This is a genomic window from Hoyosella subflava DQS3-9A1, from assembly GCF_000214175.1.
Taxonomy (GTDB): Bacteria; Actinomycetota; Actinomycetes; order Mycobacteriales; family Mycobacteriaceae; genus Hoyosella; species Hoyosella subflava.
The window spans coordinates 3814709-3839508 of sequence record NC_015564.1; the positions used below are offsets into that span (position 1 = coordinate 3814709).

Below are 24800 nucleotides of genomic sequence, written 5' to 3' on the forward strand. Positions count from 1 at the left end.
GGCAGGTGGGTACGACAGTGAAGAATCCCACACCCCGGCCATCATCCGGAATGTCCGGGCTTGACGAGTGGTTCACTCTCAGCGTGACAGATGTAGCGATTTCTCAGAACAGCCCGATCACGGTGTATTCCACGACATGGTGCGGATATTGCATTCGCCTCAAGAAGCAGCTCAGTGCAGCGGGGATTGCGTACGAGGAGGTCGATATTGAATTCGACCAGCATGCCGCTGATTTCGTTGGCAGAGTGAACAACGGCAATCACGTGGTGCCCACTGTGAAGTTCCCCAACGGTGCGACCGCCACGAACCCGTCCCTCGCGCAGGTCAAGCAGATTCTGGCGAACTAAGATCGCGCGCGCCGGGCCTGTACCCAGGCCGTCAGAATGCCGTGGGCGATAGAAACAGCCCCTGGCGGGGTGAATGTGGCAGCCGCGGTCAGAGTCCGGCTACGGGTTGTGCGTGCGGCGGCAGCCATGGTGGCCACCGCGGATTCGACCTCGGTGAGACTGAACCATCGCGCTTCCTCAATTTCCCCGGGTTCAGGAATGATGGGTTGGGCCGGATCTGCGAGCGCGTGGTAGCCGAGCATCAGTGACCGAGGGAAAGGCCACGGCTGGCTGCCCAGGTAGCGGATGTCGCGCACTGCAACTCCCACTTCTTCTCCGACTTCACGATGCACGCACGCCTCAGCGGATTCTCCTGCCTCGACGAAGCCCGCGAGCAGCGAGTACCGGCCCGACGGCCAAGATGGCTGTCGAGCGAGCAGAACGCGGTCTCCCCCGTCGTGCACAAGGCAAATGACCGCAGGGTCGGTTCGGGGATAGTCCTCACGGCCACACGACTGGCATCGGCGCGCCCATCCCGCCGAGATGGCGGCTGTCGGGCCGCCACACACAGCGCAGTAGCGGGCCGCGTCATGCCAGTTCAGGACGGCCTGAGCCGTGGTGAAGAGACCAGCATCACGAGGGCTGAGAAGTGAGCCCGCCTCACGCAGCGTCGTGACCGGCCCTGGTGGCAGCGACCCGCGCACCGCCCAGACGTGACGCCCGGATTCTTCTTCCCCTTCAATGGCGATCAGAATCGCGTTCGATGGCGGCGCCTTCGCTACGTCCGGCCCCGCGAGAAGGTGCAGCCGGGTGGCCGTACCGAACGCATGATTCTGCTCGTTGAGCAGGAGCAACTTTGCGTGCTTCCAGCCTGCTTCTAGGACATCTGGAGCGTCCCGGAGCTCGGCTGCGCGTTCTAGCGCGGATCTAGAGAGCGCCGGGGTGTTCGCGAGCTCAAATGCATTAATCACTGTCGTCTGTCATCGTGTGCACGGCGGATATAGAGAAGCCGATCGTTCTTTTCGACAGTACCCACGGATGGGTCATCCACTCGAGTCAAGCGCCCCTCCCGCACCACGCCCAGCACGATATCGCGGAGTTGACGAGGCGAACCGCCGACCTCATCCCTGGCGACTGGCCGTTCCGCGATCGCGAAACCCACTTCGGGCGTGAGCAGATCCTCAATCATTTCGACGACGTTCGGGGTTGTTGTCGCGATCCCGAGTAGACGTCCCGCAGTTTCTGACGACACGACGACTGAGTCAGCTCCTGACTGCTTGAGCAGGTGCGTATTCTCCGCTTCTCTGATCGATGCGACGATCTTCGCGCGCGGCGCGAGTTCGCGGGCCGTCAGGGTTGCCAGCACGGCTGAGTCATCTCGATTGGTCGCGACCACAATCGCTGCCGCGTGCGGGGCCCCGGCCAGTTTCAGCACATCCGACCGTGTCGCAGAGCCGTGAACCGTAACGAGCCCACGCGTTTGTGCGTGGTCGAGCACAGATTGTTCCGTGTCGACCACGACGATCTCGGACGGCCGCACGCCGTCTCCGATCATTGCGTCAACTGCGGTGCGGCCTTTGGTTCCGTAACCCACAACTATGGTGTGATTGCGCACCTGCTGCCTCCAGCGCTGAATTCTCCAGGCCTGCCTGGAAGTCTCCGTGAGGACCTCTAGCGTCGTGCCGATAAGCAAGATGAAGAACATCACCCGGAGCGGCGTGATGATGAAAATGTTGGTAGCTCGCGCGAACGGCGTCAGCGGAGCGATATCTCCATAGCCCGTCGTGGACAGGCTGACCGTGGCGTAGTACAAGCAGTCCAGATAGGTCAACGGTGCATCGGTCGAGTTGCTGTAACCGTCTCGGTCGAAATACACCAGCGTAGACGTCAGAACTAGCGCCACGATCGCCCCGACGATGCGCCTCGTTATCGCTTGGACGGGACTCCGCTTGAGCTTCGGCATCGTGACTACGCCGACCAGCGCGTAGAGTGGCCGCTCCGTCAGCGGTTCTGCGGGCTCCCCGCCCTTCCGCACAAGACTTCGCACCCGCGGAAGCATATCGCCAGCACCCGGGTTGTGCTGACGAGTCAGGGCTACCGAGCCCGAGCCGTAACAAGTGGCGGTGCAGTGGCTAGGCCGACACGACGGCCGACTCCACTTCACGCACGTCAAGATGCAGACACGTATCGCGCACAACACCTAGGCCGTAGGCCTGAATTGCGCCAAGTACCCCGGTACGGCGGTGCACCGAACGTGTGCTGGCGTGCGACTCCACAGTGGCAGCCCACGCCATCAACGAAGCCGTGAGTTCGTACCCGTTCGGCCCGGCGAGCGTTATTTCGCTGAGCTTGTGTTTCGACTTCGAGAAGACCCGCGCAGAAACAAGCACTCCTGAGCGGTCGCGCTCATGTGATTCCGGTCCGTCCTTGCCAAAACCGCCTAAACGCGCCCCAACGGTCGAGACGACGCGTTTCGCTCCGGGCAGTCGACGGATCAGTGGGCCCGCGAGGCTCGCGGTCGCGAGCAGCGGAGATGCCTTACCGAACCAGCCGAGGTACACATCGAGTTCCTGCAGGCTCGGCGACACTTCCGGAAGCGTCAGGTGTTCAGTTGTCCCAATACTGAATCCCGAGTACTTGCGGCCACCAATCCGGAATGAACTGCTTCGCGCACCGGGCCGTTCCGCACGGATTCCGTTCCGGTACGTGTACGAGCGTTCAAGACTCGATCCGGCGAGAGATGCGATAGTTCCGCGACTCAGCGAACACAACGACCCGCCAGTGCTGAAGTACCCGATCTCCAAACGATGCGGCACCCCCATCTCGGCCGCCCGCTCTAGCGCCCAAGCTCCGGCGAGCTGTCCTGTCACATATTCGTTGCCGAAACCTGGCAGGATGCGCGCACCCCGGTTCGCCGCGCGGGTGCCGAGCTTCTCGAACGTCCACCGGATAAACGGAGGCTCACCCGCTGAGTCGATGTAGGAGGCACCCGCTTCAGCGGCAGCTTCCGCCACCGTGCGACCGTGGCTGTGGAATGGCCCGACGGTGGTGACGATGACATCATCCGCCGAGATGGTGCGGCGCAGTGTCCCGACGTCGTGCACGTCGAGAACCATCGTGTACGGCGGGTCCGAGGGGCGAATCTCCGCGGCACGCCTGTCGAGCGCCGCGCGGTCGCGTCCCACGAGGACAGGGACTTCGCCGCGTTCAAGAAGCGCTCGCGCGACCAGTCCCCCGGTGTATCCGGTTGCGCCAAAGAGCAGGATTCTTCTCGTCATATTGTCCGAGCCTAATCGCCTCGCGTCTGCTCGCTCGATCCGGCACCGTCGGTATGGTGCGTGTCACCCGGGTTCGCCAGGAGCGTGCGAAGACCATCCTTGTCTGGAAGGTCCTGCGGCGCAATGGTTCTCCCAGACCGGACGTAGTGGAATGCCGCGCGCACTTTTTCCAGTGAGACTGGAGTCCCTCGCGCTGCCATGAGGTCAGCCCACGCGATCCTGTACGCGGCTAGCTGCATACTCACAGCGGCGCGATCACGCGGCCCCGGTTCAGCGCCCGTTTTCCAGTCAACGACGCTGTAGCCGCCGTCATCGTCCCGGAAAACAGCATCGATCCGCCCGCGCAGAACTGTGCCGCCGATTGTCGTCTCGAACGGCACCTCAACTTCTGCTGGACTTCGGAGCGCCCATTCGGACGCGAGAAATGCTTCTTGTAGCTGCTCGAGATCAGCGTCTGGGCTCGCGCCAGTATCAGCGGCTCCGGGGAGCTCATCGAGGTCGAGCAGACGCGTTGCGCCATATCTGCGCTCCAGCCAGGCGTGGAAAGCGGTTCCGCGCCTCGCGAGCGGATTCGGCGGGAAAGGCAGCGGCCGACGCAAACGCAACGCAAGTTCCATAGGGTCGCCCGCGAGGGCGACAAGGTTGCTCACCGAAAGGTGCTGGGGCATCTCTACGAGCACTTCGCTGGTACGCCGGCGCTCTCGCTCCGCGAGCAGGACATCGACATCGGCTGCCCACGCTAGGCCGTCACAGGTTTCTGCCTGATCGTCATCCTCGTGCGCGGAGCTACTCTTACGACGCTTGAGCGCGGTGAACACCAGTGACGCTCCAGCTTCGATGTCTGCGCGCCGTTGCCCCAGCGGATCGATGGGCCATTGGACGATTCGTGTGGCGGTGGCAAGTGGGTTGACATCGCCTGGGCCTGGAGTTTGTGCCCATTCACAGATCGAGATGCCGCCGGATTCGCCGAGGTCACGAAGCTCCTCAAGGAATAGCGAAGGGCCTTTTGGCTTGTCACCCGTCTCGCCCCACTGGTGGCCCGAGATGCACAGCACGCGTTCTGTCCTGGTCAGCGCAACGTAGAGCAAACGGCGTTCTTCATCGAGCCCGCGAGCTTTGAAGGCATCCTGGTGCCGGGTTATCACTTCCTCGAGTTGCTTGCGGTCGTTCAGGTTCTCGAGTTTCAGCACCGGCACACCGTCTGAGCCTTCCCCATCGGACCCGTCTTGGCGATCGCCCCGCAGCGCTGACGGAATCTGCCCAATGGACGTCAGCCAAGTCTCTGCTGAGGTGGACGAGGGGAAGACTCCTTCGACCAGGTGCGGGATTGCGACGACTTCCCATTCGAGGCCTTTGGCTGAGTGCACGGTGAGGATCTGCACTCGGTCCGGTGCAACCTGTGTTTCACCCGGCGCGAGGCCATTCTCAATCACTGCGGCAGCGTCGAGGAAGGCAAGCAGCCCCGTCAGCGATGCTGCGGGGTGGCGCGCGTAACCAGCGACGACATCGGCGAATGCGTCAAGGTGCTCGCGTCCGGCCCCAGGTGCGTTCTCGGCGAGGAAGAAACCGCGCGCCTCAGTTTCGATGCCCAGCGCGACGGTGCGTTCCACGTCAGCGACGAGTTCAGTGAGCGGCTGGCCCAATCGCTCACGAAGTGCCGCCAGTTCACGACCCAGTTCAGTGATTCGCGCGAAACCCGCCGATGAGTACCGGTCCGCCGCGCCCGGATCGGCAAGTGCATCAGAGATGCCAGGCTGTTCGGCAGCTTCGCCCGGTATCGCCTCATCGAGCGCATTATCGAGTTCCTCACGGGTGGACACCGCTGATTGGTTCTGGCCACTGGCGATTGCGAGCTCCCGCGCACGCTGCCACAGCGAAGCAAGGTCTGCCGCCCCGAGCCTCCAGCGGGCTCCTGTGAGCACGCGCACGGCTGCCGTGCCCGCCATGGGGTCGGCGATCAGGCGGAGCATTGCCACCAGATCCTGCACTTCCGGTGTCTCCAGCAGCCCGCCGAGCCCCACCACCTCCACCGGTATGCCTAATTCGTGCATAGCCTCTGCGAGCGGTGCGGCGTCACGGTTGCGCCGCACCAGAACGGCCGCAGTAGGTGGCGGCTCCCCCCGCTCACGCGCCGCGTCGTACTCCAGGAACATCTGCTGCGCCACCCATCTGCGCTCAGCCGCGACATCTCCGCATAACGCGAGCTGAACCTCGCCTTCGGCTGCTTCGGGCCGCGGTTTGAGGGTGCTAACGGGTACGCCACGACACCGCAACGGCTCCGAAACCTTGTTCGCGATCGAAAGTGCCGTCACTGGATTGCGCCAGCTCGTCAGCAATTCGAGGCGCGGCGCAGGGCTACCGTCACCGCATGGGAAGTCCATCGCGAACCGTGGAAGGTTGGCCGCGGACGCGCCGCGCCACCCATAGATCGACTGGATGGGATCACCCACCGCGGTGACCGCGAGCGCTGGATCAGTGCCGTTGCCGAAAAGCCCGGCGAGGAGGATTCGCTGCGCGTGCCCCGTGTCCTGGTACTCGTCGAGCAGCACCACACGGTAGCGCTCCCGCTCGCCCTGCCCCGCTTCAGGGTGATTAGCCGCCAGCCGGGCAGCGAGCGACATCTGGCTGCCGTAATCGAGTGCACCTTCTTCTCGCAGCACTGTCCGTAACTGCTGCACGAGCGGGAGCAACTGCAACCGCTGATGCTGGGTCGCGAGCAATGACAACAGGCGCTGGTTGGGCTCCTGCCGCTGCCGCGAGCCGGGAGGCAGGTAATGCACCAGCTTCTCCAGTTCGAGGTGCGCGGAGGAGAGGTCGTCGATATCGATCATGTGCTCATCGAGCGCTGCGGAGAGCGCCAGCACCGCGCTCGTCACCGACGCGGGTGTCCGTTCGAGGTCGAGGTCACCGTCCCAGGCGCTGACCACACGATGGGCGATCTGCCACAGCTCGGTTTCGCTGAGGAGCGTCGCGGAGGGCTCTATCGGCAGCCGCAGTGCATGTTCGGCCAGCAACTTTCCAGCGTAGGCGTGATATGTGCTGACCTCCGGCTCACTCATACTCAGGCGGGCACAAAGTTCTCCTGAAGGATCAGCACTGTGCAGAAGCTGAGTTCCTGCGAGCCGCGCCAGCCTGCTGCGGATACGAGTCGTGAGCTGATGCGCGGCCTTGCGTGTGAACGTAAGGCCCAGAACATTCTCTGGGTGGACGAAGGCGTTGGCTACCAGCCACACGACTCGGGCGGCCATCGTTTCCGTTTTACCCGCGCCAGCACCCGCCACAACGAGCAGCGGACCGGCGGGAGCTGTGATGACGGCCTGCTGTTCAGGAGTGGGCTGCGGCTGTCCGAGCGCCTGAGCCAGTTGGGAGGGTGTAAAACGGGGCCGGGAGAAATCAGGGCCCGAAGACTTCCTGCGGCGTCCGCTGCGCACCGAATTCGTACTCACTACTGGGTCACCTGCCTTCCCACATCCTGGGCAGGGCAACTGGAGCGAACAGGGCAGTGGCTGCAGCCGTCATTGATCCGCGCCTCGAAGGCCGGTCCCCGTGTCGCCTTCGCGGCGTCACGAATCAGGCTGATCCATTGCTGAACCTGCTCCGCGGTCAATGCTGGCTGACTCCGCTCCGCCGCACCCGTATTCTTGTGCGGTTTGGCGACGAACACGAGCCGCGCGCCGCCGGGCTCGGCCGCGGGCTCCCCGTCGATCAAGCCGGATGCCGCGGCAACTTGATACGTAGCTAACTGAGCGTGGTCGAGCGCGGAGGTTGCACTCACTGGCGTGCGTGCCGTCTTCACGTCCACGATCACGGGCCGCCCCTCAGTGTCATGTTCGAGCCGATCAATCCGGCCGCGCAACCGAACGTCAGGGCCTTCCCCGGTCGGGTCGGCCAGCACGCCATCGACGGCGACCTCGACGCCCGCCTCGGTCAGCTCGGTGCGCGAACGTCGCAGCCACTCGTCGAAGTGCGAGAGCATGTTCTCGATCCGTGCACGCTCATGCCGCGCGTACCACGGGGACCCTAGATCCACTTTGTCCCAGGCCTGAACGAGCGCCTCGCGGACCTGCGCATCGGAGATGTTTCCCGCAATTGCCTGCGTGAGCGTGTGAACGAGCACTCCTTTGACCGCACTTGCGTCGTTGCCATCCGAGCCCCCGTGACGTTCCAGAAGCCACCTAAGCGGACATTTCGAAAGCTGATCCACTGTCGAGGGTGACATGCGCACTGGGCCGTCTTCGGCGGTCCACATCGCGCGATCAGTGGTGATGGAGCGCAACCCATACCACTCTTGAGGATGCGCGCCCGGAACACCCGCTTCCGCCAGCCGGCCAAGCTGGACCGCAGCGTCAGACTTCCGCCCTTCGGACTCGCACGGGGAACACACCACAGCGCGGAGCTTCGCGACGAGCGCTGGCAGCGCGAGCACTGTTTCGGGCTCCTCACTGCGCTCAGATCGCGGCGCCTCTTCCTGGCCCGCGCTGGCCCCGAGACCGAGTTCGTCGATGAAGCGTGAGGGTACGAGATCTGATTGGCCAGATACCGACTGCGCGGCGGTCACGAGGAGTTGCCGGCGTGCGCGCGAACATGCGACAAGAAATAGCTTGCGCTCGTCCGCGAGCAGCGGCGCGAGCCGGGAAACAGGTGTCGCCGACTCCCCTGTCATGTCCCGTCGCATCACATCATCGATGTCGCCGGCGTTAAGCACACTTCCCCGCCCCCGCAGAGATGGCCACACGCCTTCCTGAACACCGGCGACAGCGACGACATCCCACTCGTTACCCGCCGCCGCGTGCGCACTCAGCAAAGTGACCGAATCCGCGCGTGTTACGTTGCGGACCACTGGCTCAGCGGGGAGCTCTTGATGGGCGATATAGTCGGCGAACCCGGCGATCGACGCCGCGGGCAGCCGGTCCACATAGTTGGCTGCGGCGTCAAACAATGCCACCACCGCATCGAGATCACGGTCTGCTTGCGCGCCAGCGGGTCCACCACGCAGCGCCTGCCGCACCCACTGACGTTCGCGTCCCGCTGCGCGCCACACCTCCCAGAGCACCGCTTCGAGGCCGCGATGTCGTTCACGGACCTTTCGGGCGCGGCGGAGTACCTTCCTTAGCCGCTCGACTGGCGCGGCTTCCACAGGTGTCAGCGCACCCAGGATTCCGGAGTCAGCGGATGTTTCGGGCGAACAGATCAGCCGCGTCAAAACAACTGCCGAATCCCTGTCACCGCCGCGGGCCACCTCAGCGCGCCGGATTCCGCGGCGCATACGACGCAGTGTCAGTGGGTCTGCACCACCGATCGGGCCGGCTAGAAGTTCTAGTACCTCCTCCGCTGTCAGACTCGACTCTTGGCCAGGTGGCCCCGCCACCGCTTTCAGAACAAGCAGCAGAGACCTCGACGCCCTTTGTCTCCCGAGCGGCAGTTCCGGGACCGGGGTGTTGACTGGCACTCCCGCAGCCAGCAGGGCGCGCCGCAGCGGCGCTGAAAGCTGCGGAACCGAGCGGACAATCACCGCCATCCTCGACCACGGGACTTCGTCATGGAGGTGGGCGCGGCGAAGTGTGTCGGCGACGGCCGCCGCTTCGCGTGCCGGCGTGCTGAGCACACGCACCATCGCCCGGCCAGTCTCCTTTGCTGGGCTGACAGTGAAGACCTTCCGCTGCGGCTGCATGCCTGGGAGCTTCGCGGCCACCCGCGCCACGGCCGCAACGATCTCGGGGGCACTCCGATGATTCTCCGCGAAAACAATCCGTGCGGCCGTTTCATTGTCCGCAAGGCGCTCGAGGAATGCCGGCTCAGCACCCCGGAAACGGAAAACTGACTGGTCGCTGTCCCCGGCTATCACAGTGAGCTCTGTCCCTGTTCCCAGCAGCTCGATCAGCCAGGCAGCTTGAGGGTCGAGATGCTGAGCATCGTCAACGAGTAGATAACGTACGCGCTGGCGTTCACGCTGAAGCAGATCTGGATCGATTGACAGCGCGGTCACTGCCGAACTCACAAGCTCAGCCGCATCGAGGGCGGGTGCAGTGGCCTGCGGGACCTCCATGCCAACGGACCCTCGAAGAAGCGTGCTTTGTTCGTACACCGCGGCGAACCGGCCCGCAGCGACCCACTCCGCCTTGCGGTGTTTCCGGCCTAGCTTCACAAGATCCTCCGGCCCTAGCCCCCGCTCGGCGGAGCGCCGAAGGAGGCCCCTAAGTTCGGAGGCGAACCCAGCCAGGCCCAATGCGGGACGTAACTCGGTGGGCCAGTAGTCGGCACCGTCTTCGATGTCGCCGTGGAGCATCTCCCTGAACACAGCATCCTGTTCGGAACTGGTGATGAGGCGGGGCGGCGGGTTGCCGTACTGCGCGGCTTGCAGCCGCAGAACAGCAAACGCGTAGGAGTGCACCGTCCGCACCAGTGGCTCACGTGTTGCTTGCGGCGCGCTGCCTCCCTCGGCCAGCAGCGCAGAGGTGATGACTTCACGCATGGACGTGGAGGCTGCACGTGAGTGAGTAAGCACAAGAATCGACTCGGGATCCACCCCCGCCGCCATCATTGCCACGGCCAGGTCGGCGAGGTAAGCGGTCTTTCCGGTGCCGGGGCCACCGAGAAGCTGCACAGGGGCCCACCCGGACGGAGCCGGATTGGACGATGCCGAGCGCGAAACGTCCCCGCCCGCAACACGGTGAAGGAGTGCCGCCGCCGCACCGGACCACGTCCGGACATGCTGCTGAGGCGCTACCGCGCCAACTAACCTGACTCTGACGTCATCCGTCAGCCCCCGCCGTGCCGTCATGCGATACATGACATCACGGAGGTGTGACAGATTTACGCGCTCAACTCCCGGGTGTCGCGGGGAGGCCGATTCTGGGCGCCTTTGTCGAGCGTTGGCAGCACGGTGTCCGCGAGCCGTTGCGCCGCTGTGACGTCCATCTTTCCGGCCGCATATGTGAGCAAGGCTAGAGCCAGGTCGCTGCCGGCCCCGAGCGTCGAACCGGTCGCGCGTGAGGCGACCTGACCGACACGTCCCGCGAGTTCAGCGTAACCGCCCTCGGTCCCTGGCAAGAGTGCCGTCCCGTGACTCGCTGCATAGCCAACGAGGCGATCGAGTGAGCTGCGCGATTTGCGATGCGGCAGCAACAGCCCCCGCTCCCGATCTGTCAGCACATCGATGTCGCTGACCGGTAACTCCGGGTGCGCCGCGATCGCGGTCAGCAGACGCTGGAACCGCTGCACAATTCCGATAATCGTCGCCTCGTCGAACAATTCCACCGCATACACCATCGACCCGGTGATTCCGGCGGGCTCACCGTCATGGCCGAAACTCTCGGTCAGGACAAGCTCGAGGTCACAGTCGGCGGCTTTGGCTTCCAGGCCACCGATCGCCACATCGAGGCCAGCGATAGAGGTCATCTGCTGCTCCTCGTCGTGCAGCGAGATCATTACCTGGAATACCGGATGGAAGGACGGCGAGCGCGGAATTCCGAGGACTTCCACGAGACGCTCGAATGGCGTCTCTGCGTGACTGAAGGCTTCGACACTGCGCTCGCGTGACCGCGTGAGCAGGTCGCAGAAACGCTCCGACTCGATGACGCGATGCCGCAGCGCCAGCGTGTTGCCGAACATTCCGACGATCGGATCGAGCGAGTCATCAGCCCGCTTATCCACTGGTGTACCAAGCACAATGTCATCGGAGCCGCACAGCTTGAAGAGCAGTACGGCGAAGGCAGATTCAAGGACCGTGAACGCTGGCACGCTGTATCGCTCTGCAATGCTCTTCAGGCTCGAGTGGACCTGCGGGCCGAGGTAGAAGTCCACAGCCTTCCCGCACAGCGACTGGAAAGCTGGGCGAGGCCGATCCAGCGGAAGATTGAGCACATCGGGCAGGCCGTCGAGTTCGGCCCGCCAGAACTCGATCTCACGTGCGATCACACTCTCCGGGTCGGATTCCTCACCGAGAAGTTCACGCTGCCACAGCGCGTAGTCCGCGTACTGCAGAGGGAGCGCCGACCAGTCTGGAGCGGCACCTGAACAACGGGACTCATACGCCTGAAAGAGATCCCTCAAGAGGTGACGCAGAGATGCCCGATCCGCCGCGATGTGATGCACCACGAGAGTCAGAATGTATTCGCTGTCCGCCATCCGGAACAGGCGCGCACGGAAAGGGACCTCGCTGGTTAGGTCGAAGCCTTCCCGCGCGAACGCGAGTATGGCCCCTGCCGGATCTTCAGCATCACCAAAATCTAGGTCCGCGGGCGTCATGTCAACGGTGATCTCACTCGCGGGCACAATCGTCTGGTATGGCCCATCCGCGGATGCGGGGAAAATCGTCCGCAGGACCTCGTGCCGCTCGATGAGATCCTGGACCGCTGCGGTGAGCGAGGCACCATCGAGGTCGCCCATCAATTCGACAGAGATCGGGACGTTGTGAACGGGCGAGTAAGGATCGAATCGATTGATGAGCCACAGTCGCTGCTCACCGAGTGACAGAGGAATGCGCTCCGGTCGCTCGCGTCCCGACAGCGCGGGACGCTGACCGGCATTTCCGGGAGCCTTCGGATGCTCATTTTCCTGGCTGCGTACGGGCACGGAGGCAACGGTATCTGGTGCGTCGCTCATATTCAGGCGCTCCTTGCATTGTGTCCGCTGCTGCCAGTGATGCAGCTAGCTGGGTTCTCGATCACAGTGAGCCCGTGATCGTGTAACGACACGGTGGCACGCACCGATGACGTCACCATGGCAGGATTAAAAGCCATCGACGTGGCCGCGATAAGTGATGCTGGGGCCGCGCGCGATGCCGCACCGTCGAGCAGCCAGTGCTCGCGCCGCTGCGTCGCGCCGCAGACCGGGCGCGCGTTCATTCCGGCGTTGTGACCCATTGCTTAACTACTCCACTCGAACCTTCGTAATCTCGAAGGTTAGCATTGCGTGACCCACGTGTGATCAGCGTACAGTCCCTGCTATTTCAACCGGGTTAATTCCCCATGCCCGAAGGAAAAGAGTCGCGGCACCCCCGTCGCTGCATCCCTCAGTGGGGCTAACTGTACCTGCTAACAGGCCGAGATCACTATGGTGAATTTAAGTAGAGAACTGCACGTTCACAGGTTCGGATGCTCCGTACCATCCGCAGATATTCGCCCGCGCGATCCTGTGCTCCTCGCGCTGCACGGACTTACCGGCCATGGGCAGCGCTGGGAGGACCTCGCACGCAGGCACTTCCCCGAGTTTCAGGTTTTCGCCCCGGATCTACGCGGCCACGGCAGGTCACCGTGGGAACCACCGTGGACGATCGAGAAACACGTGGACGATCTTCAGCAGATTCTTGGCCAACTCGATCGTGCGGTCGTTGTCGGCCACTCGTTTGGCGGGAACTTAGCGATCCATCTGGCTCGCGCAATGCCTGATCGCGTCGCCGCGCTGGTACTACTTGACCCTGCCGCCCAACTCGACCCGGCATGGATGCTTCGCCTCGCCGATGCCACCACGGCGTCACCGGACTACACCGACAGGGAGGAAGCGCGCAGTGACAAAGTCAATGGGGCCTGGCGTGACGTCGACCCTGATGTACTCGAGCGGGAACTCACCGAACACCTTGTTGTTCTGCCCAACGGCCGCGTCAATTGGCGCATCTCAATGCCGGGAGTGATCACCACTTTCAGCGAACTTGCTCGCCCAGCGGCGCTGCCGCCACGAAACACCCCAACCGTCCTCGTGGTGGCGAGAAGGTCGAGCCCACCGTTCGTTACCGCTGAGTTCCGCGCCATGCTCGAAAACCATCTCGGCCCCGCGCTCACGGTGGTCGAGGCCGAAACTGACCATATGGTGGCACAAGAAGACCCCGGCCTCGTGGGCGCAATCGTTCGAGATGCCCTCATCAACGCAAGGGACAGCGCCAGCGATCGCGGTGTCACGGGAACTGAGCAGTGACGCCGGCGATCTCAGACGAGACGGTGGAGCACGTGCGTGAACTCGTGTCCGGCATTGCGCCCGGATGTGTCGCCACCTACGGCGACATTGCGACGGCAGCTGGGCTTCCTTCTGCACGCATTGTCGGCTGGATTCTGAAGACAGACGGAGCCGATATCCCCTGGCATCGTGTTGTACGCGCTGACGGTATTCTCCCTGGCCACCTCGCTGACAAACAGGCTGGGTTGCTCACCAGCGAGGGAGTTCACATCGTTGATGGACGGGTTCGCGTCGCTACGTACAGACACGATTTCAGTAGGTGACGCACGAACTCGATTCAGCGGCGCAACGTCGGCGCGGGCCAGCAGCGGGCGGCCGCGAACCTCGAACTGATCAGGCCCACGAGGTCGGGATGCACGCCGATCGGCGCGGCGACGCCATCGGCCCCGAGTTCATGGAGCCGGTTGTGGAAGAGACCGTGAGCCAGCAGGTAGGAGGCGATGAAAACGCGTTTCCCCGTCTTACGCCGCACCTCGCTTACCACGTCACCGATCCGGGGCACGGCAGTCGCGATGTAACCCACGTCCACCGGCGTCCGCATACGGTCAGCGAGCAGCACCGCTGAACGACGCACATCTCGCAAAGCACGTGTGTCCGATGATCCCGCCGCCGCGAGAACGACTGCATCTCCGGGAGCCCACCCCGCCTCGACCAGCCGATCGGCGAGGATGGCGGCGAGCGCCGGGTCAGGACCTATCGCTTGCGTTATACGGACTCGACTGTGCCCTGACGCCTCGACCTCCCGGGGAATATCGGTCCGTACGTGATAACCCGACGCGAGGAACGCTGGCACCAGCGTCGCCGGTCCCGGCATCTGCGCTAATACTTCGGACGGAGAGGGGCCCAAGACATCAACGAAAGCGACTCGGGTTGGGCCGGCCTGCTCGGACACCGCATCCGCGACAGCAGCGATCATGGACACGCCCCGGGGGTTCCGCGTGCCGTGCGCAACGAGCACTTGCCCGCGTGTCTCCATCACCGGTCTCCCTTCGGATCCGACTCGACGGGGTCGAGCGCCAGCCTGTAGCCGCGCTTCACCACTGTTTGCACCACCTTTGGTGCGCCAAGGGCCGCCCGCAAGCGGGCCACCGCAGTTTCCACCGCATGGGTGTCACCACCCGCACCTGGCAGAACCGCCAGCAAATCTTCCCGCGATACAACCGCGCCGGGACGCCTCGCCAGCGCGCGCATGATCGAAAGTGAGGCGGGCGGCACCTGCTTCACTTCCCGATCCACGACGATGCAGCTGCCCCTGATACTTAAATGGCTCCCACCAGCTTGCAGGTGGTTCGCCCTGCGAGGCAACTCTTCCGCGATATGGCGAGCAAGGGCACCCAGTCGTGCGCGATGCGGTTGCGTCGTCGCAACACCGAGCGCTTCTAGCGGGGCGGCGGTCACCGGCCCCACGCTGAACGGGACAACACGCCCGCGCAGCGCATTGAGCAGAGACTCGAGCACACGTGTCTCTTTCGCTCGGCCAAGCAGCGACGCGACGGCCGGCGCACTGGTGAAGGTGATGGCGTCGAGTTCTCCGTTGATTGACATTTCGATCATTCGGTCGAGCTGAGAACGATCGTCCGGCGGGACCCAGCGGTAGACGGGAACCGGTACTACCTCCGCTCCAGCGCTGCGCATGACCTCACAAAAGTCGGGAATCGGCTCCCACTCTGTGGTTGCGCCGTGAAGCTGCACGGCGATCCGCTTACCTTCGACCCCTTCCTCGAGAAGGTGATCCAGTACCTCGGCAGAGGATTCCGAGTCGGGAGACCATTCCTCCCGCAGGCCCGCGGCGCGCATCGCACCCTTGGCTTTCGGCCCGCGAGCGAGCAGTCTGGACGAAGTCAGCGCGTTGAGAAGTGGCTCCGCGAGACCCCAGTTGTCGGCAGCTTCGACCCAGCCCCGGAATCCGATTCCCGTCGTTGCCACGGCGATATCTGGTGGGGACGCGATCACCGACTCGGTCGCCTTGCGTAACTCCGTGTCGTCGACGAGCGAGATGATCCGGATGGCTGGTGCATGCACTAGAGTTGCTCCCCGCCTGCTCAGGAGGGTGGCGAACTCCTCAGCCCGGCGCGCAGCGGTGATACCAATCGTGAAGCCGGCGAGCGCCGCTGGACTGTCCTCGTCGGACCTTACCGGCACAGTCCTCTCCTTCGCTCCCATAGTGTTCACGCTACTGGCTTCCCATGTACTGATGTGTCGCGCACGGTGTGCGGTCGTAGTTCGCTTGATAACTGCTCCTGGCACCTGTCGTGTCGGTCACTCCCCGGCTGCGGCGCGTACCTGAACAAGACCCTCGACAACCCGAGTTTGATACACGGGCAGCGAGTGGCCTGCGTCATCGAGGCATATGCCGCTTTCCAGCGAGAACACCTGCTTCAGCAGCGGCGACGCCACAGTGGGCTCCCCTTTACGGTCCCCGACGATCCCGCGTGACATGACCGCCGCGTGAGCGAACGGGTCGATGTTGCCCACTGCACGCAGCGATCCATCATCGAGGCGGAACAGCGCTGCCTGGTCATTACCAGGCAGCAGGACCGCAACACCACGATTCGGCAGCAGAAAATCGTAGGCGCACGCAGTCGTCCAGCCATCGGAGCCGTTCAACTCTGGGGCCTCACTGGCCTCACGGACATCGAGTGCCGTCATCATTTCACCCCTGTTGTCGCAGTTTCGGGCATTGCTGGCATCCCCAAAGTCACGGGAATCTTGCGTCCATCAGACTCGGCGAACTGAACCAGGGGATCTGGCTCAGCTGGCGCGTTGACGAACGATACGAAGCGCGAGAGTTTCTGCGGGTCTTCCAGTACGCCGGCCCACTCGTCCTTGTAACCAGCCACGTGCCTCTCCATCGCCGCTTCGAGTTCGTCGGCAATACCGAGGCTGTCCTCGCAGATGACCTTCTTGAGGTAATCCAATCCGCCCTCGAGACTCTCCTGCCAGGGCGCCGTGCGCTGCAAACGATCGGCGGTGCGGATATAGAACATCAGGTACCGATCGATGTATCTCACCAGCGTGGCGTCGTCGAGGTCCCCTGCCAGCAGTTCGGCGTGCCTCGGCGTTTGACCGCCGTTGCCGCCTACGTAGAGATTCCACCCCTTCTCCGTTGCGATCACTCCCACATCCTTGCCGCGGGCTTCGGCGCACTCACGCGCGCAGCCGGAGACCGCTAGCTTCAATTTGTGCGGAGAGCGCAGACCGCGGTAGCGCTTCTCGAGGTCAACGGCCATTTTCACGGAGTCCTGCTGACCATATCGGCACCACGAGGAACCCACGCAACTCTTTACCGTGCGCAGCGACTTCCCGTAGGCGTGGCCGGATTCCATGCCTGCTTCCACGAGGCGCTTCCAGATCGCGGGCAACTGCTCAACGCGAGCACCGAACATATCGATCCGCTGACCACCAGTGACCTTGACATAGAGGTCAAATTCCTTCGCTACCTGCCCGATGACGATCAGCTGGTCTGCCGTCACCTCTCCGCCTGGCATGCGCGGGACTACGGAGTACGTACCGTTCTTCTGCAGGTTCGCGAGGAAGTGATCGTTGGTGTCCTGAAGTGAGGCTTGCTCCCCCTCAAGGATATGATCGCTGCTGGTGGAGGCCAGGATCGAGGCCACAGTCGGCTTGCAGATGTCACAGCCTCTGCTGCCGTCGCCGTGCTTGTCGATGAGCTTCGAGAACGTGCGGATTCCAGTGCTCTGCACGATCTGGAACAACTCAGCACGTGAATGCGCGAAACACTCACACAACGCCTTCGACAGCTCCACTCCGGAGTCAGCAAGCAGCTTTTTGACGAGCGGGAGACAGCCTCCGCATGAGGTGCCCGCGTTGGTGCAGCCTTTCACAGCCGCGATGTCGCACGCGCCGTCCGCGATGGCACCGCAGATGTCGCCTTTAGTGACGGCGTTGCACGAGCAGATCTGGGCGTCATCGGGAAGCGCGCCCGCGCCGATCTCTACACTGCCACCGGCTGGCGCGATCATTGCCGCAGGGTCACCTGGCAGTTCGCGGCCGACCATCGGACGGAGAGTGGCGTAGGAGCTCGCGTCACCGACAAGAATGCCGCCAAGAAGCGTTTTCGCGTCATCTGAGACGACGATTTTCGCGTAGGTTCCGGCAGCAGGGTTGCTGAAAACAACCTCGAGAGCACCCGGCGTCTGAGCGAAGGCGTCGCCGAAACTCGCCACATCGACGCCCAGCAGTTTGAGTTTCGTCGAGAGGTCCGCGCCGGGGAATTCCGCCTCCCCACCGAGCAATCGGTCGGCAACAACCTCTGCGGACGCGTAACCGGGGCCGACAAGCCCGTAGCAGCGGCCCTCAATCGCCGCGACCTCGCCGATCGCGTACACATCCGGATCCGATGTTTGGCACTCAAGCCCGGTGATCACGCCGCCGCGTTCACCGACGTCAAGCCCTGCGGTGCGGGCCAGTTCGTCGCGGGGGCGCACACCGGCCGAGAACACCAGCAGTGCTGCGTCGATTGTTTCACCGTTGGACAACTCGACCGTGAGGGAGCCGTCTTCTTTCTCGTTGATGGCAGCGGTGGATACCCCGGTGTGAATTGTGAGGCCCAGATCCGTTACCAGATTCTTCAGCAGCGCGCCGCCACCCTCGTCGACCTGAAGCGGCATCAGCCTGGGCGCAAGTTCGACGACGTGTGGCGTGAGTCCGAGCAGTTTGAGTGCGTTCGCCGCTTCGAGACCGAGCAGGCCACCACCGACGACGACACCAACACCATTGCCGGCAGCAGCTGTCTCCGCGGCTGCCTTGATCTTGTCCAGGTCGTCGAGCGTGCGGTACACGAAGCAGTTTCGCGAGTCCTTGCCCGGTACCGGGGGAACGAAGGCGTAGGACCCGGTTGCGAGGACGAGCTTGTCGTAGCTGAGGGTTTCGCCCGTGCTCGTGGTCACCGTACGTGCGGTGCGGTCGATCTTGACGCCAGTTGCGCTGAGACGCACATCGACGTTCACATCGTCCGGATAGTCATTACCGGCGAGAGCGAGTTCCTTCGGATCCCAGGTGTTCACATAGGACGACAGCGCTACACGGTCATACGCCGCTTCCTTCTCTTCACAGAGAACCGTGACTGCCCACTCGCCCCGATCATCACGTGCCCGGAGCGCCTCGACGAATCGGTGTCCGACCATTCCATGGCCGACAACAACGACCTTCTTCTGCATCATGCCGCTCCTTCTTGGTGCTGATGTTTTAACGGTATGGACGCTTCGTTACCTCCCTGTTTCGCGTCCGGGTCGCCCTTTTTAAGCCATCCGCACGGGCTGTACGACACCGCAGGGAGCCGGCGTCTCACGGGAACTGATCTCGTTGCGGGAATCGTCATGGGCTGCACCTCCAAATCCGGCATCTGGGTGCACGAGAGCGCGAGGAGCCACTCCCACGCTGCGCCCAGATACCGGATCCTCATACCGATAGGGAGTTGCGCGACGCCGAGTTAGACGTTGGCGTGAGCCAGGCTCGGAGCCCGCGAAATTGCGAACGACGTGCGCAGGTAGTACCACCACGTCACGCTGGCCATGACCAGGAACACCACCGCGTAGATCCAGAAGGCCGGAGCCATCGTCCCGAGGTGCACATTGGACAAGCGAAGCGCCTGCTGCAGTACGAACCCACCGAAAGCGCCAACAGCTCCAATGACGCCGATTGCTGCCCCAGCCTGGCGCTTTGCTGATGCGAGCGCCTTCTCCATGCTGATGCCCTCTGATTCCGCACGATGCCGCACGCTTGCGCTGAAGATCATGGGAATCATCCGGTAGGTCGAACCGTTGCCAACGCCGGTGATGATGAAGAGCCCGATGAAAGAGATGAGGTACAGCGGGAAGCTCTCCAGGGCGAGTGATCCCATCACGGCCGCGATGCTCGCAGAGAGTCCCACGAAAACGAAGAAGGTAAGCTTCGCGCCACCCACTTTGTCAGCGAACCAGCCGCCTGCTGGACGCGCGAATGACCCGACCAGCGCACCGATAAAGGCGAGATTGCCTAGTGCGACCATCCATCCCACGTTCTGCAGTTCGGGGAAGTAGGCACGGAGCAGAGTTGGGAATGCGAAGGAGAAGCCAACGAACGAGCCGAAAGTCCCGATGTAGAGGAAGGCCATGATCCAGGTGTGCTTGTTCTTCATCGCCCGGGGGTATGAGTCACCGTCCGGCTTTGCACCGCTGATGCTGTCCATGCGAGTCCACGCACCAAATGCGGCGATGAGAATGAATGGCACCCAGAAAAGCGCAGCGACTGTGAGGGCGAACCGGTAGCCGGCCTCGTCTTGCGCGGTGAAAAGGAGCGCCCCTGCGATCACAAGCGGCATTGCAAGCTGCGTAACAGCAACACCAAGGTTGCCACCGGCGGCATTGATGCCTAGAGCGGCGCCCTTCTTACTCTCCGGGAAAAAGAAGGAGATGTTGGCCATCGACGACGAGAAGTTGCCGCCACCGAAACCGGTGAGAGCGGCGAGGACCACGAACACCCACATGGGGGTCGATGGCTGGCTGAACGCGATAGCCAGGCCAATCGTCGGAACGAGCAGCATGCCTGCACTGAAGGTCGTGAAACCACGCCCACCAAACCTCGAAACAGCGAAGGTATATGGGATTCGGAGAATCGCGCCAACAATGACCGGGACCGAGATCAGGATGAGGGCATTGTTGACAGCCGCGTCGCCCTGCATAAATGCGAACCCTGCACTGCCCATCTGCGTGACAAGGATGCTGTACAGCACCCACACGTTGAAGCCGAGGTGCTCGGCGAAGACCGAGAACATCAGGTTGCGCTTGGCAACCTTTTTGCCTTTCTTCTCCCAGAAATCGGGATTCTCCGGCTCCCAGTGGTCGATCCAGCGTCCTTTGCGGTGAGCCGCTGCGGCGGTGTCTTCCGCTCCTGGCTCTGGTGCGGGTCGTTCGCTCACGAGCGTCATCGCGGTCCCCTTTCTAGTGTGGAGACCTCAATGTAGGAATTGGGTGTTGCGACTGTGCTGCCCTACATGACTGCACCGTCAAAATCTCCTCACCTGGACAAATCGTGCCCCGTGAGGGTTTCTTCCGTGTTTCGCCGCTGTGTCAGTGGGTGAAGTTCGGGCGTTTCCATGTGTCTTCGATCACGCGTGGTGGGCACACGTGACGCGCAGCTATGAGAGTGATCACAACAATCCCCGCGAGCACTGCGAAGGGTACCGCCCATCCCCCGGTCAGTTCGTGCAGAACTCCGACACCGAATGGTCCGGTGCACGCCAGCGCGTAACCAAACCCCTGCGCAAATCCGGACAGCTTGGCTGCACCCGCGTCTGTTCGGGACCGCAGGTTGATCAGCGTCAGTGACATGGGGAACGTGGAAGGCCCCAGCCCGAGCAGCACGATCCAGACAATTGTGCCGTGCAGTGGCGCGAAGTGGAGCCCCGCCATTCCCACAACGATGACGCTCATGCATCCAGCGACCAATGGATACGGATTGGTCATCCGTGTCGTCAGGCCCGGCATGACCAACACACCAACTAGTCCGGAGAGGATGAAGATGCCAAAGAGCGTTCCCGCGTTACCCCGGCTGATTCCGAAATCCATGAGCATCGTCGGAAGCCAGGTCAGGAAGGTGTACGTCATGAGCGCCGTCATTCCGAACATGACGGCGAGGCCCCACCCGAGCGGCGACCGCCAGACCTGGCCGTCCGCGCTCGCGGCCTGTGTGGCAGCCGCGCGGTGAGCCCGCGTGCGGCGCGTGAGGCCGATCCAGGGAAAAACTGCAGCCGCGGCCACCACAGCCCACATGCCCAGCGAGAACCGCCAGCCGACCGCATCCGCGATTGGGATCGCCATGATCGCCGGAATGACTGTGCCAAGTTGCACAAAACTGATGTAAAGCGTGGACATGAGCGCGATGCGATCGGAGAAGTAGCGCTTCACCAACGGCGGCAGGACGACATTACCGATACCCATCCCCATCAGCGCTATCGCTGTCAGTAAGAGCATCGGGGTGACATGCCCGGCGAGGGGCCGGACAGCGAGCCCCAGCGTGGAGAGCACCACTGAAAGCAGGGCTGTCCGCTCGAGACCGATCCGCACCATCACCGCTGGGGTCAGTAGACCCGCTACCGCGAACATGGCGGGTGGCATCATTCCGAACACCCCGGCCATCACCGCGCCAAAACCCACTGCCGATCCGATATCGGCGAGCAAGGGCGTCAGTGACGTCACTGCTAGGCGGAGGGTGAAAGCCGCGAGTAGGAGACCAGCGAATACCAGCAGTCGTCCACGCCACAGATGCTCGCGCACTCCACGCACGATCGCCGCGTCGGCAACCTCAATGCGGGAAGCGTCGCTCGCAACTGCTTCAGCCGGAACGAACGGAGGCACAGATCTCTCCTTCAAGACACGAAGATGGGTTCATCAAATCATAGGATGACCCTACGAACATCGGCAACGTATTCTGAGCCACACAGCACACCGTCAGGAGGCACCGGTGCGACACGTGCAGCGACAAAGCCTGATTTCGCAAGTAACCGACATGCTCCGCGAGCAGATCACCTCCGGGGCGTGGCCGGTCGGCAGGCGCATCCCTACTGAACCCGAACTGTCTGAACTGACCGGAACTGGGCGGAACACGGTTCGTGAAGCTGTACAGGCGCTTGTCCATGCGGGGATGCTGCAGCGACGGCAGGGCTCGGGGACCTACGTTCTCTCCGCTTCCGATATGACTGGCGCACTGTCGAAACACCTAGCGGACGCGGCGGAACGCGACGTCCTCGAGTTGCGGCAGGCCCTGGACGTGACCGCCGCGGCCCTCGCCGCGATACGCCGGGATGACCACGACATCGCTACTTTGCAGCGGTTATTAGACGAGCGCACACGACTTAACGCCGCGGGCGACTTCGATCGCGCGATCGAGGTCGACGTCGATCTGCACCGCGCGATCGTGGCCGCCAGCCATAACGCCCTCTACCTGGAGTTTTACGACTCACTCGTCCCGATTATCAAGTCGTCGATTCACTATCACCTCGAGTACCACGGTCTGGCCGAGACCCATTACGACCAGGAACATGTCCGGCTGGTCCGGGCAATCATCGCGGGCGATCCGGCAGAGGCGAGCCGGGAGGCTCAGCAGTTCCTCGCCAGTGTGCTGAAGAACATCGGGTAGCGAACTAGAGGGTTCCGAGGATCTGCTCGGCGGTCCGTTCTATCGCGGCGAGCGCTGGCGGCGTCGACCTCGGGTGCAGCGCGTGGACGGCGACTCGGAACATCAGTGCGCGAAGCAGCATCTGGGGCCACTCCTGCATCGCATCCCACCGTTCGACAAGACCTTCGTCCGCACCACCCCAGGACAAGGCGTCAACCACGACAACCGCAGCTGCCCACGAAATCGGCCGCCAGTACGGGGTGATATCCGTGATTCCCGGGGCCTCGGTCTCAGCGAACAGCACCGTCCCGAACAAGTCACCGTGAACCAGCTGAGTCGGCAGCTCGACCGGTTTGCGCTGCTCAGCTAAATGCTTCAGCAGTGCAAGGCTCCCCTCCACGCCTTCTTTCGACATGTCGAGCAGGCCCGTACGCCGCGGATCACGTAACGGCACCGGCTCCCACGCAGCACGGTCTGCGGCAACAAAAACGTCGATATCTGAGAAGGGTGCTACTGGAGGCTGGGTCAGGAATCGGGGCTTTTCAAGCCGCGACGTCGCTGCATGCAACCGAACTGAGAGCGACACCACTTCGTCATGCCGAGGTTCGGGAGAACCTTCGATGAAGGTATCCGCGCGCCATCCCGAGACCACGTATCGCCCATCTGTGGCGCGCACAGGCTTGGCTACGCGCGCGCCGTCGACCATCAAGGTCTCGCGAACTTTCGCGGACCACGCTGCGCGCGCATGATCTCCGACCGGGGACAACACAACGTCGCCGAAACGCCAGCCACCGTCCCAGTCCGCACCCAATGACACGGGTTCTTTTTCTCGCAAGCCGAAAGTCGAGCGCACATGGTCTGGAGGCGGGGCGGAACTCACGACCGTAACCTACTCCTCTGAACAGTGGATACCCGGTAGGACCACGGCCGTGTCGGCTCTCGCTGCCGCACATCAGTACATCGGCAGCGAACGATCCACCTGCTTCACCCACGCGGCCAGACCTCCACGAAGGTGTAGCGCATTCTTCAGCCCAGCCCTATGCAGCGCTTCGAGGGCCTCGGCGGACCTCACACCAGTCTTGCAATAGAGCACGACTTGCCGGTCTTGCGGCAGCTGACTCAGCGCCGCGCCTGAGTCGAACTCAGAGTGCGGCACCAAGGTTGCTCCTTCGATGCGGACGATCTCCCATTCGGTGCGCTCCCGGACATCGATGAGAGCCGGCGGAGCTGCTGACGAGAGCAAATCCGCGAGCTCAGCGGGAGCGATCGAGCTGTCCCCCGTTGGAGGCGCGACCGCAGTTCCGCAGAACTCCTCGTAATCCGTCAGTTCCGTTATCCTCGGCGCGTCTGCTGCACGGCGCAGTCCGAGTGAGCGGAACGACATCGCGAGCGCGTCATAGACGAGGACGCGCCCGAGCAGCGGATCACCGGTCCCGGTAATGAGCTTGATCGCCTCTGTCGCCATCAAAGAGCCGATCGTCGCGCAGAGCGCACCGAACACTCCCCCTTCGGCACAAGAGGGCACTGTGCCCGGTGCGGGTGGATCGGGAAACAGGTCGCGGTAGGTCACACCGCGCCCATCCGGAGCGTCTTCCCAGAAGACTGAGACTTGCCCTTCGAACCGGAAGATCGACCCCCATACGTAGGGCTTTCCGGCGAGCGCAGCCGCATCATTCACCAGGTACCGGGTTGCAAAGTTGTCTGTTCCATCGACGATCAGGTCGTACTGCTTGAAGATGTTCACCGCGTTGCGGTTCTCGAGGCGCAGGTTATGCCAGCGCACCTCGACGTGCGGATTGATATTCCGGATCGAATCGCGGGCGCTCTCCCCCTTCGGCCGCCCCAGATCGGACTCACCATGAATAACCTGGCGCTGCAGATTCGACATCTCAACGCAGTCGAACTCAACGATGCCGATCGTGCCCGCGCCCGCAGCTGCTAGATACATCAGGACCGGTGATCCCAGCCCGCCTGCTCCGATCACCAGTACGCGCGCGTTTTTCAGCCTGCGCTGACCCTCGACACCAATCCCAGGGATGAGAAGATGCCGCGAGTACCGGGCTATGTCATCGCGGGTGAGTTCGCCAGCCGGGGCTACCAGCGGAGGTAAAGGACTCATGCCGACACT

The 24800-nt window shown here is 63.1% G+C and carries 19 protein-coding genes; 4 read left to right on the forward strand and 15 right to left on the reverse strand.

Annotated elements, in window-relative coordinates:
• The first annotated feature begins 50 nt into the window (after window positions 1–50).
• A complete protein-coding gene (locus AS9A_RS17945) occupies window positions 51–347 on the forward strand; it encodes a mycoredoxin (RefSeq protein ID WP_083826590.1) in 297 nt (98 codons plus the stop codon).
• Here the strand turns inward: AS9A_RS17945 and nudC are convergent.
• The 7 genes from nudC to AS9A_RS17980 all read right to left on the reverse strand — a co-directional run bounded on the left by nudC (window position 344) and on the right by AS9A_RS17980 (window position 12468).
• A complete protein-coding gene (nudC, locus tag AS9A_RS17950) occupies window positions 344–1294 on the reverse strand; it encodes an NAD(+) diphosphatase (RefSeq protein WP_041452170.1) in 951 nt (316 codons plus the stop codon). The genes AS9A_RS17945 and nudC overlap by 4 nt on opposite strands.
• Window positions 1294–2385: a potassium channel family protein gene (locus AS9A_RS17955; RefSeq protein WP_013808534.1), complete on the reverse strand. Its 1092-nt coding sequence runs from the start codon at window positions 2383–2385 to the stop codon at window positions 1294–1296. The genes nudC and AS9A_RS17955 overlap by 1 nt, the downstream gene beginning before the upstream one ends.
• 73 nt (window positions 2386–2458) lie before the next feature.
• The gene (locus AS9A_RS17960; RefSeq protein WP_013808535.1) at window positions 2459–3604 is read right to left on the reverse strand and encodes a saccharopine dehydrogenase family protein; all 1146 of its coding nucleotides are present in this window, start codon (window positions 3602–3604) and stop codon (window positions 2459–2461) included.
• Between the two features lie 11 nt (window positions 3605–3615).
• Complete coding sequence (locus AS9A_RS17965) at window positions 3616–7035, reverse strand: ATP-dependent helicase (protein ID WP_237707970.1); 3420 nt, start codon at window positions 7033–7035, stop codon at window positions 3616–3618.
• A gap of 14 nt (window positions 7036–7049) precedes the next feature.
• A complete protein-coding gene (locus tag AS9A_RS17970) occupies window positions 7050–10394 on the reverse strand; it encodes an ATP-dependent helicase (protein WP_407636551.1) in 3345 nt (1114 codons plus the stop codon).
• 23 nt (window positions 10395–10417) lie between these two features.
• Entirely contained in the window at window positions 10418–12208 is a 1791-nt protein-coding gene (locus AS9A_RS17975; RefSeq protein ID WP_013808538.1) for a condensation domain-containing protein, read from the reverse strand.
• Window positions 12209–12210: 2 nt separating this feature from the next.
• Window positions 12211–12468 carry a hypothetical protein gene (locus AS9A_RS17980; RefSeq protein WP_013808539.1) on the reverse strand — a complete coding sequence of 86 codons (258 nt, stop codon included), beginning with the start codon at window positions 12466–12468 and terminating at the stop codon, window positions 12211–12213.
• Window positions 12469–12658: 190 nt separating this feature from the next.
• On the opposite strand from AS9A_RS17980, the gene AS9A_RS17985 reads away from it, so the two are divergent.
• Together AS9A_RS17985 and AS9A_RS17990 are read left to right on the forward strand one after the other, a co-directional pair.
• Window positions 12659–13516 (forward strand): alpha/beta fold hydrolase, encoded by an 858-nt coding sequence (locus AS9A_RS17985; protein ID WP_013808540.1) that lies wholly within the window; start codon window positions 12659–12661, stop codon window positions 13514–13516.
• Window positions 13513–13818, forward strand: a complete 306-nt coding sequence (locus tag AS9A_RS17990) for an MGMT family protein (protein ID WP_013808541.1) — start codon at window positions 13513–13515, stop codon at window positions 13816–13818. The genes AS9A_RS17985 and AS9A_RS17990 overlap by 4 nt, the downstream gene beginning before the upstream one ends.
• Before the next feature lie 14 nt (window positions 13819–13832).
• On the opposite strand, the gene AS9A_RS17995 is transcribed toward AS9A_RS17990, so the two are convergent.
• The 6 genes from AS9A_RS17995 to AS9A_RS18020 form a co-directional block, all read right to left on the reverse strand.
• Window positions 13833–14531, reverse strand: a complete 699-nt coding sequence (locus AS9A_RS17995) for a sirohydrochlorin chelatase (RefSeq protein ID WP_013808542.1) — start codon at window positions 14529–14531, stop codon at window positions 13833–13835.
• Window positions 14531–15718 carry a uroporphyrinogen-III synthase gene (locus AS9A_RS18000; protein WP_049793781.1) on the reverse strand — a complete coding sequence of 396 codons (1188 nt, stop codon included), beginning with the start codon at window positions 15716–15718 and terminating at the stop codon, window positions 14531–14533. Before AS9A_RS18000 ends, AS9A_RS17995 begins: the two co-directional genes overlap by 1 nt.
• A gap of 96 nt (window positions 15719–15814) precedes the next feature.
• The gene (gene nirD / locus AS9A_RS18005) at window positions 15815–16204 is read right to left on the reverse strand and encodes a nitrite reductase small subunit NirD (RefSeq protein WP_013808544.1); all 390 of its coding nucleotides are present in this window, start codon (window positions 16202–16204) and stop codon (window positions 15815–15817) included.
• Window positions 16204–18738 (reverse strand): nitrite reductase large subunit NirB, encoded by a 2535-nt coding sequence (nirB, locus tag AS9A_RS18010; RefSeq protein ID WP_041451193.1) that lies wholly within the window; start codon window positions 18736–18738, stop codon window positions 16204–16206. Before nirB ends, nirD begins: the two co-directional genes overlap by 1 nt.
• 269 nt (window positions 18739–19007) lie before the next feature.
• Window positions 19008–20483: an MFS transporter gene (locus AS9A_RS18015; RefSeq protein WP_013808546.1), complete on the reverse strand. Its 1476-nt coding sequence runs from the start codon at window positions 20481–20483 to the stop codon at window positions 19008–19010.
• 142 nt (window positions 20484–20625) lie between these two features.
• Window positions 20626–21864, reverse strand: a complete 1239-nt coding sequence (locus AS9A_RS18020; RefSeq protein WP_148262626.1) for an MFS transporter — start codon at window positions 21862–21864, stop codon at window positions 20626–20628.
• A 154-nt stretch (window positions 21865–22018) separates the two neighbouring features.
• Between AS9A_RS18020 and AS9A_RS18025 the strand changes: the two genes are divergently transcribed.
• The gene (locus AS9A_RS18025; RefSeq protein ID WP_013808548.1) at window positions 22019–22693 is read left to right on the forward strand and encodes a FadR/GntR family transcriptional regulator; all 675 of its coding nucleotides are present in this window, start codon (window positions 22019–22021) and stop codon (window positions 22691–22693) included.
• Window positions 22694–22697: 4 nt separating this feature from the next.
• Here AS9A_RS18025 and AS9A_RS18030 read toward each other — a convergent pair whose 3' ends face one another.
• The gene (locus tag AS9A_RS18030; protein ID WP_013808549.1) at window positions 22698–23552 is read right to left on the reverse strand and encodes a TIGR02569 family protein; all 855 of its coding nucleotides are present in this window, start codon (window positions 23550–23552) and stop codon (window positions 22698–22700) included.
• A 72-nt stretch (window positions 23553–23624) separates the two neighbouring features.
• Window positions 23625–24791, reverse strand: coding sequence for an adenylyltransferase/sulfurtransferase MoeZ (moeZ, locus tag AS9A_RS18035; protein WP_013808550.1), 1167 nt, complete (start codon window positions 24789–24791; stop codon window positions 23625–23627).
• Window positions 24792–24800: the final 9 nt, after the last annotated feature.

Coding starts and splice junctions, on each gene's coding strand:
- AS9A_RS17945 (WP_083826590.1), top strand. CDS start 51: ATGTCCGGGCTTGACGAGTGGTTCACTCTCAGCGTGACAGATGTAGCG.
- AS9A_RS17955 (WP_013808534.1), bottom strand. CDS start 2,385: ATGCTTCCGCGGGTGCGAAGTCTTGTGCGGAAGGGCGGGGAGCCCGCA.
- AS9A_RS17960 (WP_013808535.1), bottom strand. CDS start 3,604: ATGACGAGAAGAATCCTGCTCTTTGGCGCAACCGGATACACCGGGGGA.
- AS9A_RS17970 (WP_407636551.1), bottom strand. CDS start 10,394: ATGTATCGCATGACGGCACGGCGGGGGCTGACGGATGACGTCAGAGTC.
- AS9A_RS17975 (WP_013808538.1), bottom strand. CDS start 12,208: ATGAGCGACGCACCAGATACCGTTGCCTCCGTGCCCGTACGCAGCCAG.
- AS9A_RS17980 (WP_013808539.1), bottom strand. CDS start 12,468: ATGGGTCACAACGCCGGAATGAACGCGCGCCCGGTCTGCGGCGCGACG.
- AS9A_RS17985 (WP_013808540.1), top strand. CDS start 12,659: ATGGTGAATTTAAGTAGAGAACTGCACGTTCACAGGTTCGGATGCTCC.
- AS9A_RS17995 (WP_013808542.1), bottom strand. CDS start 14,531: ATGGAGACACGCGGGCAAGTGCTCGTTGCGCACGGCACGCGGAACCCC.
- AS9A_RS18000 (WP_049793781.1), bottom strand. CDS start 15,718: ATGGGAGCGAAGGAGAGGACTGTGCCGGTAAGGTCCGACGAGGACAGT.
- nirD (WP_013808544.1), bottom strand. CDS start 16,204: ATGACGGCACTCGATGTCCGTGAGGCCAGTGAGGCCCCAGAGTTGAAC.
- nirB (WP_041451193.1), bottom strand. CDS start 18,738: ATGATGCAGAAGAAGGTCGTTGTTGTCGGCCATGGAATGGTCGGACAC.
- AS9A_RS18015 (WP_013808546.1), bottom strand. CDS start 20,483: ATGACGCTCGTGAGCGAACGACCCGCACCAGAGCCAGGAGCGGAAGAC.
- moeZ (WP_013808550.1), bottom strand. CDS start 24,791: ATGAGTCCTTTACCTCCGCTGGTAGCCCCGGCTGGCGAACTCACCCGC.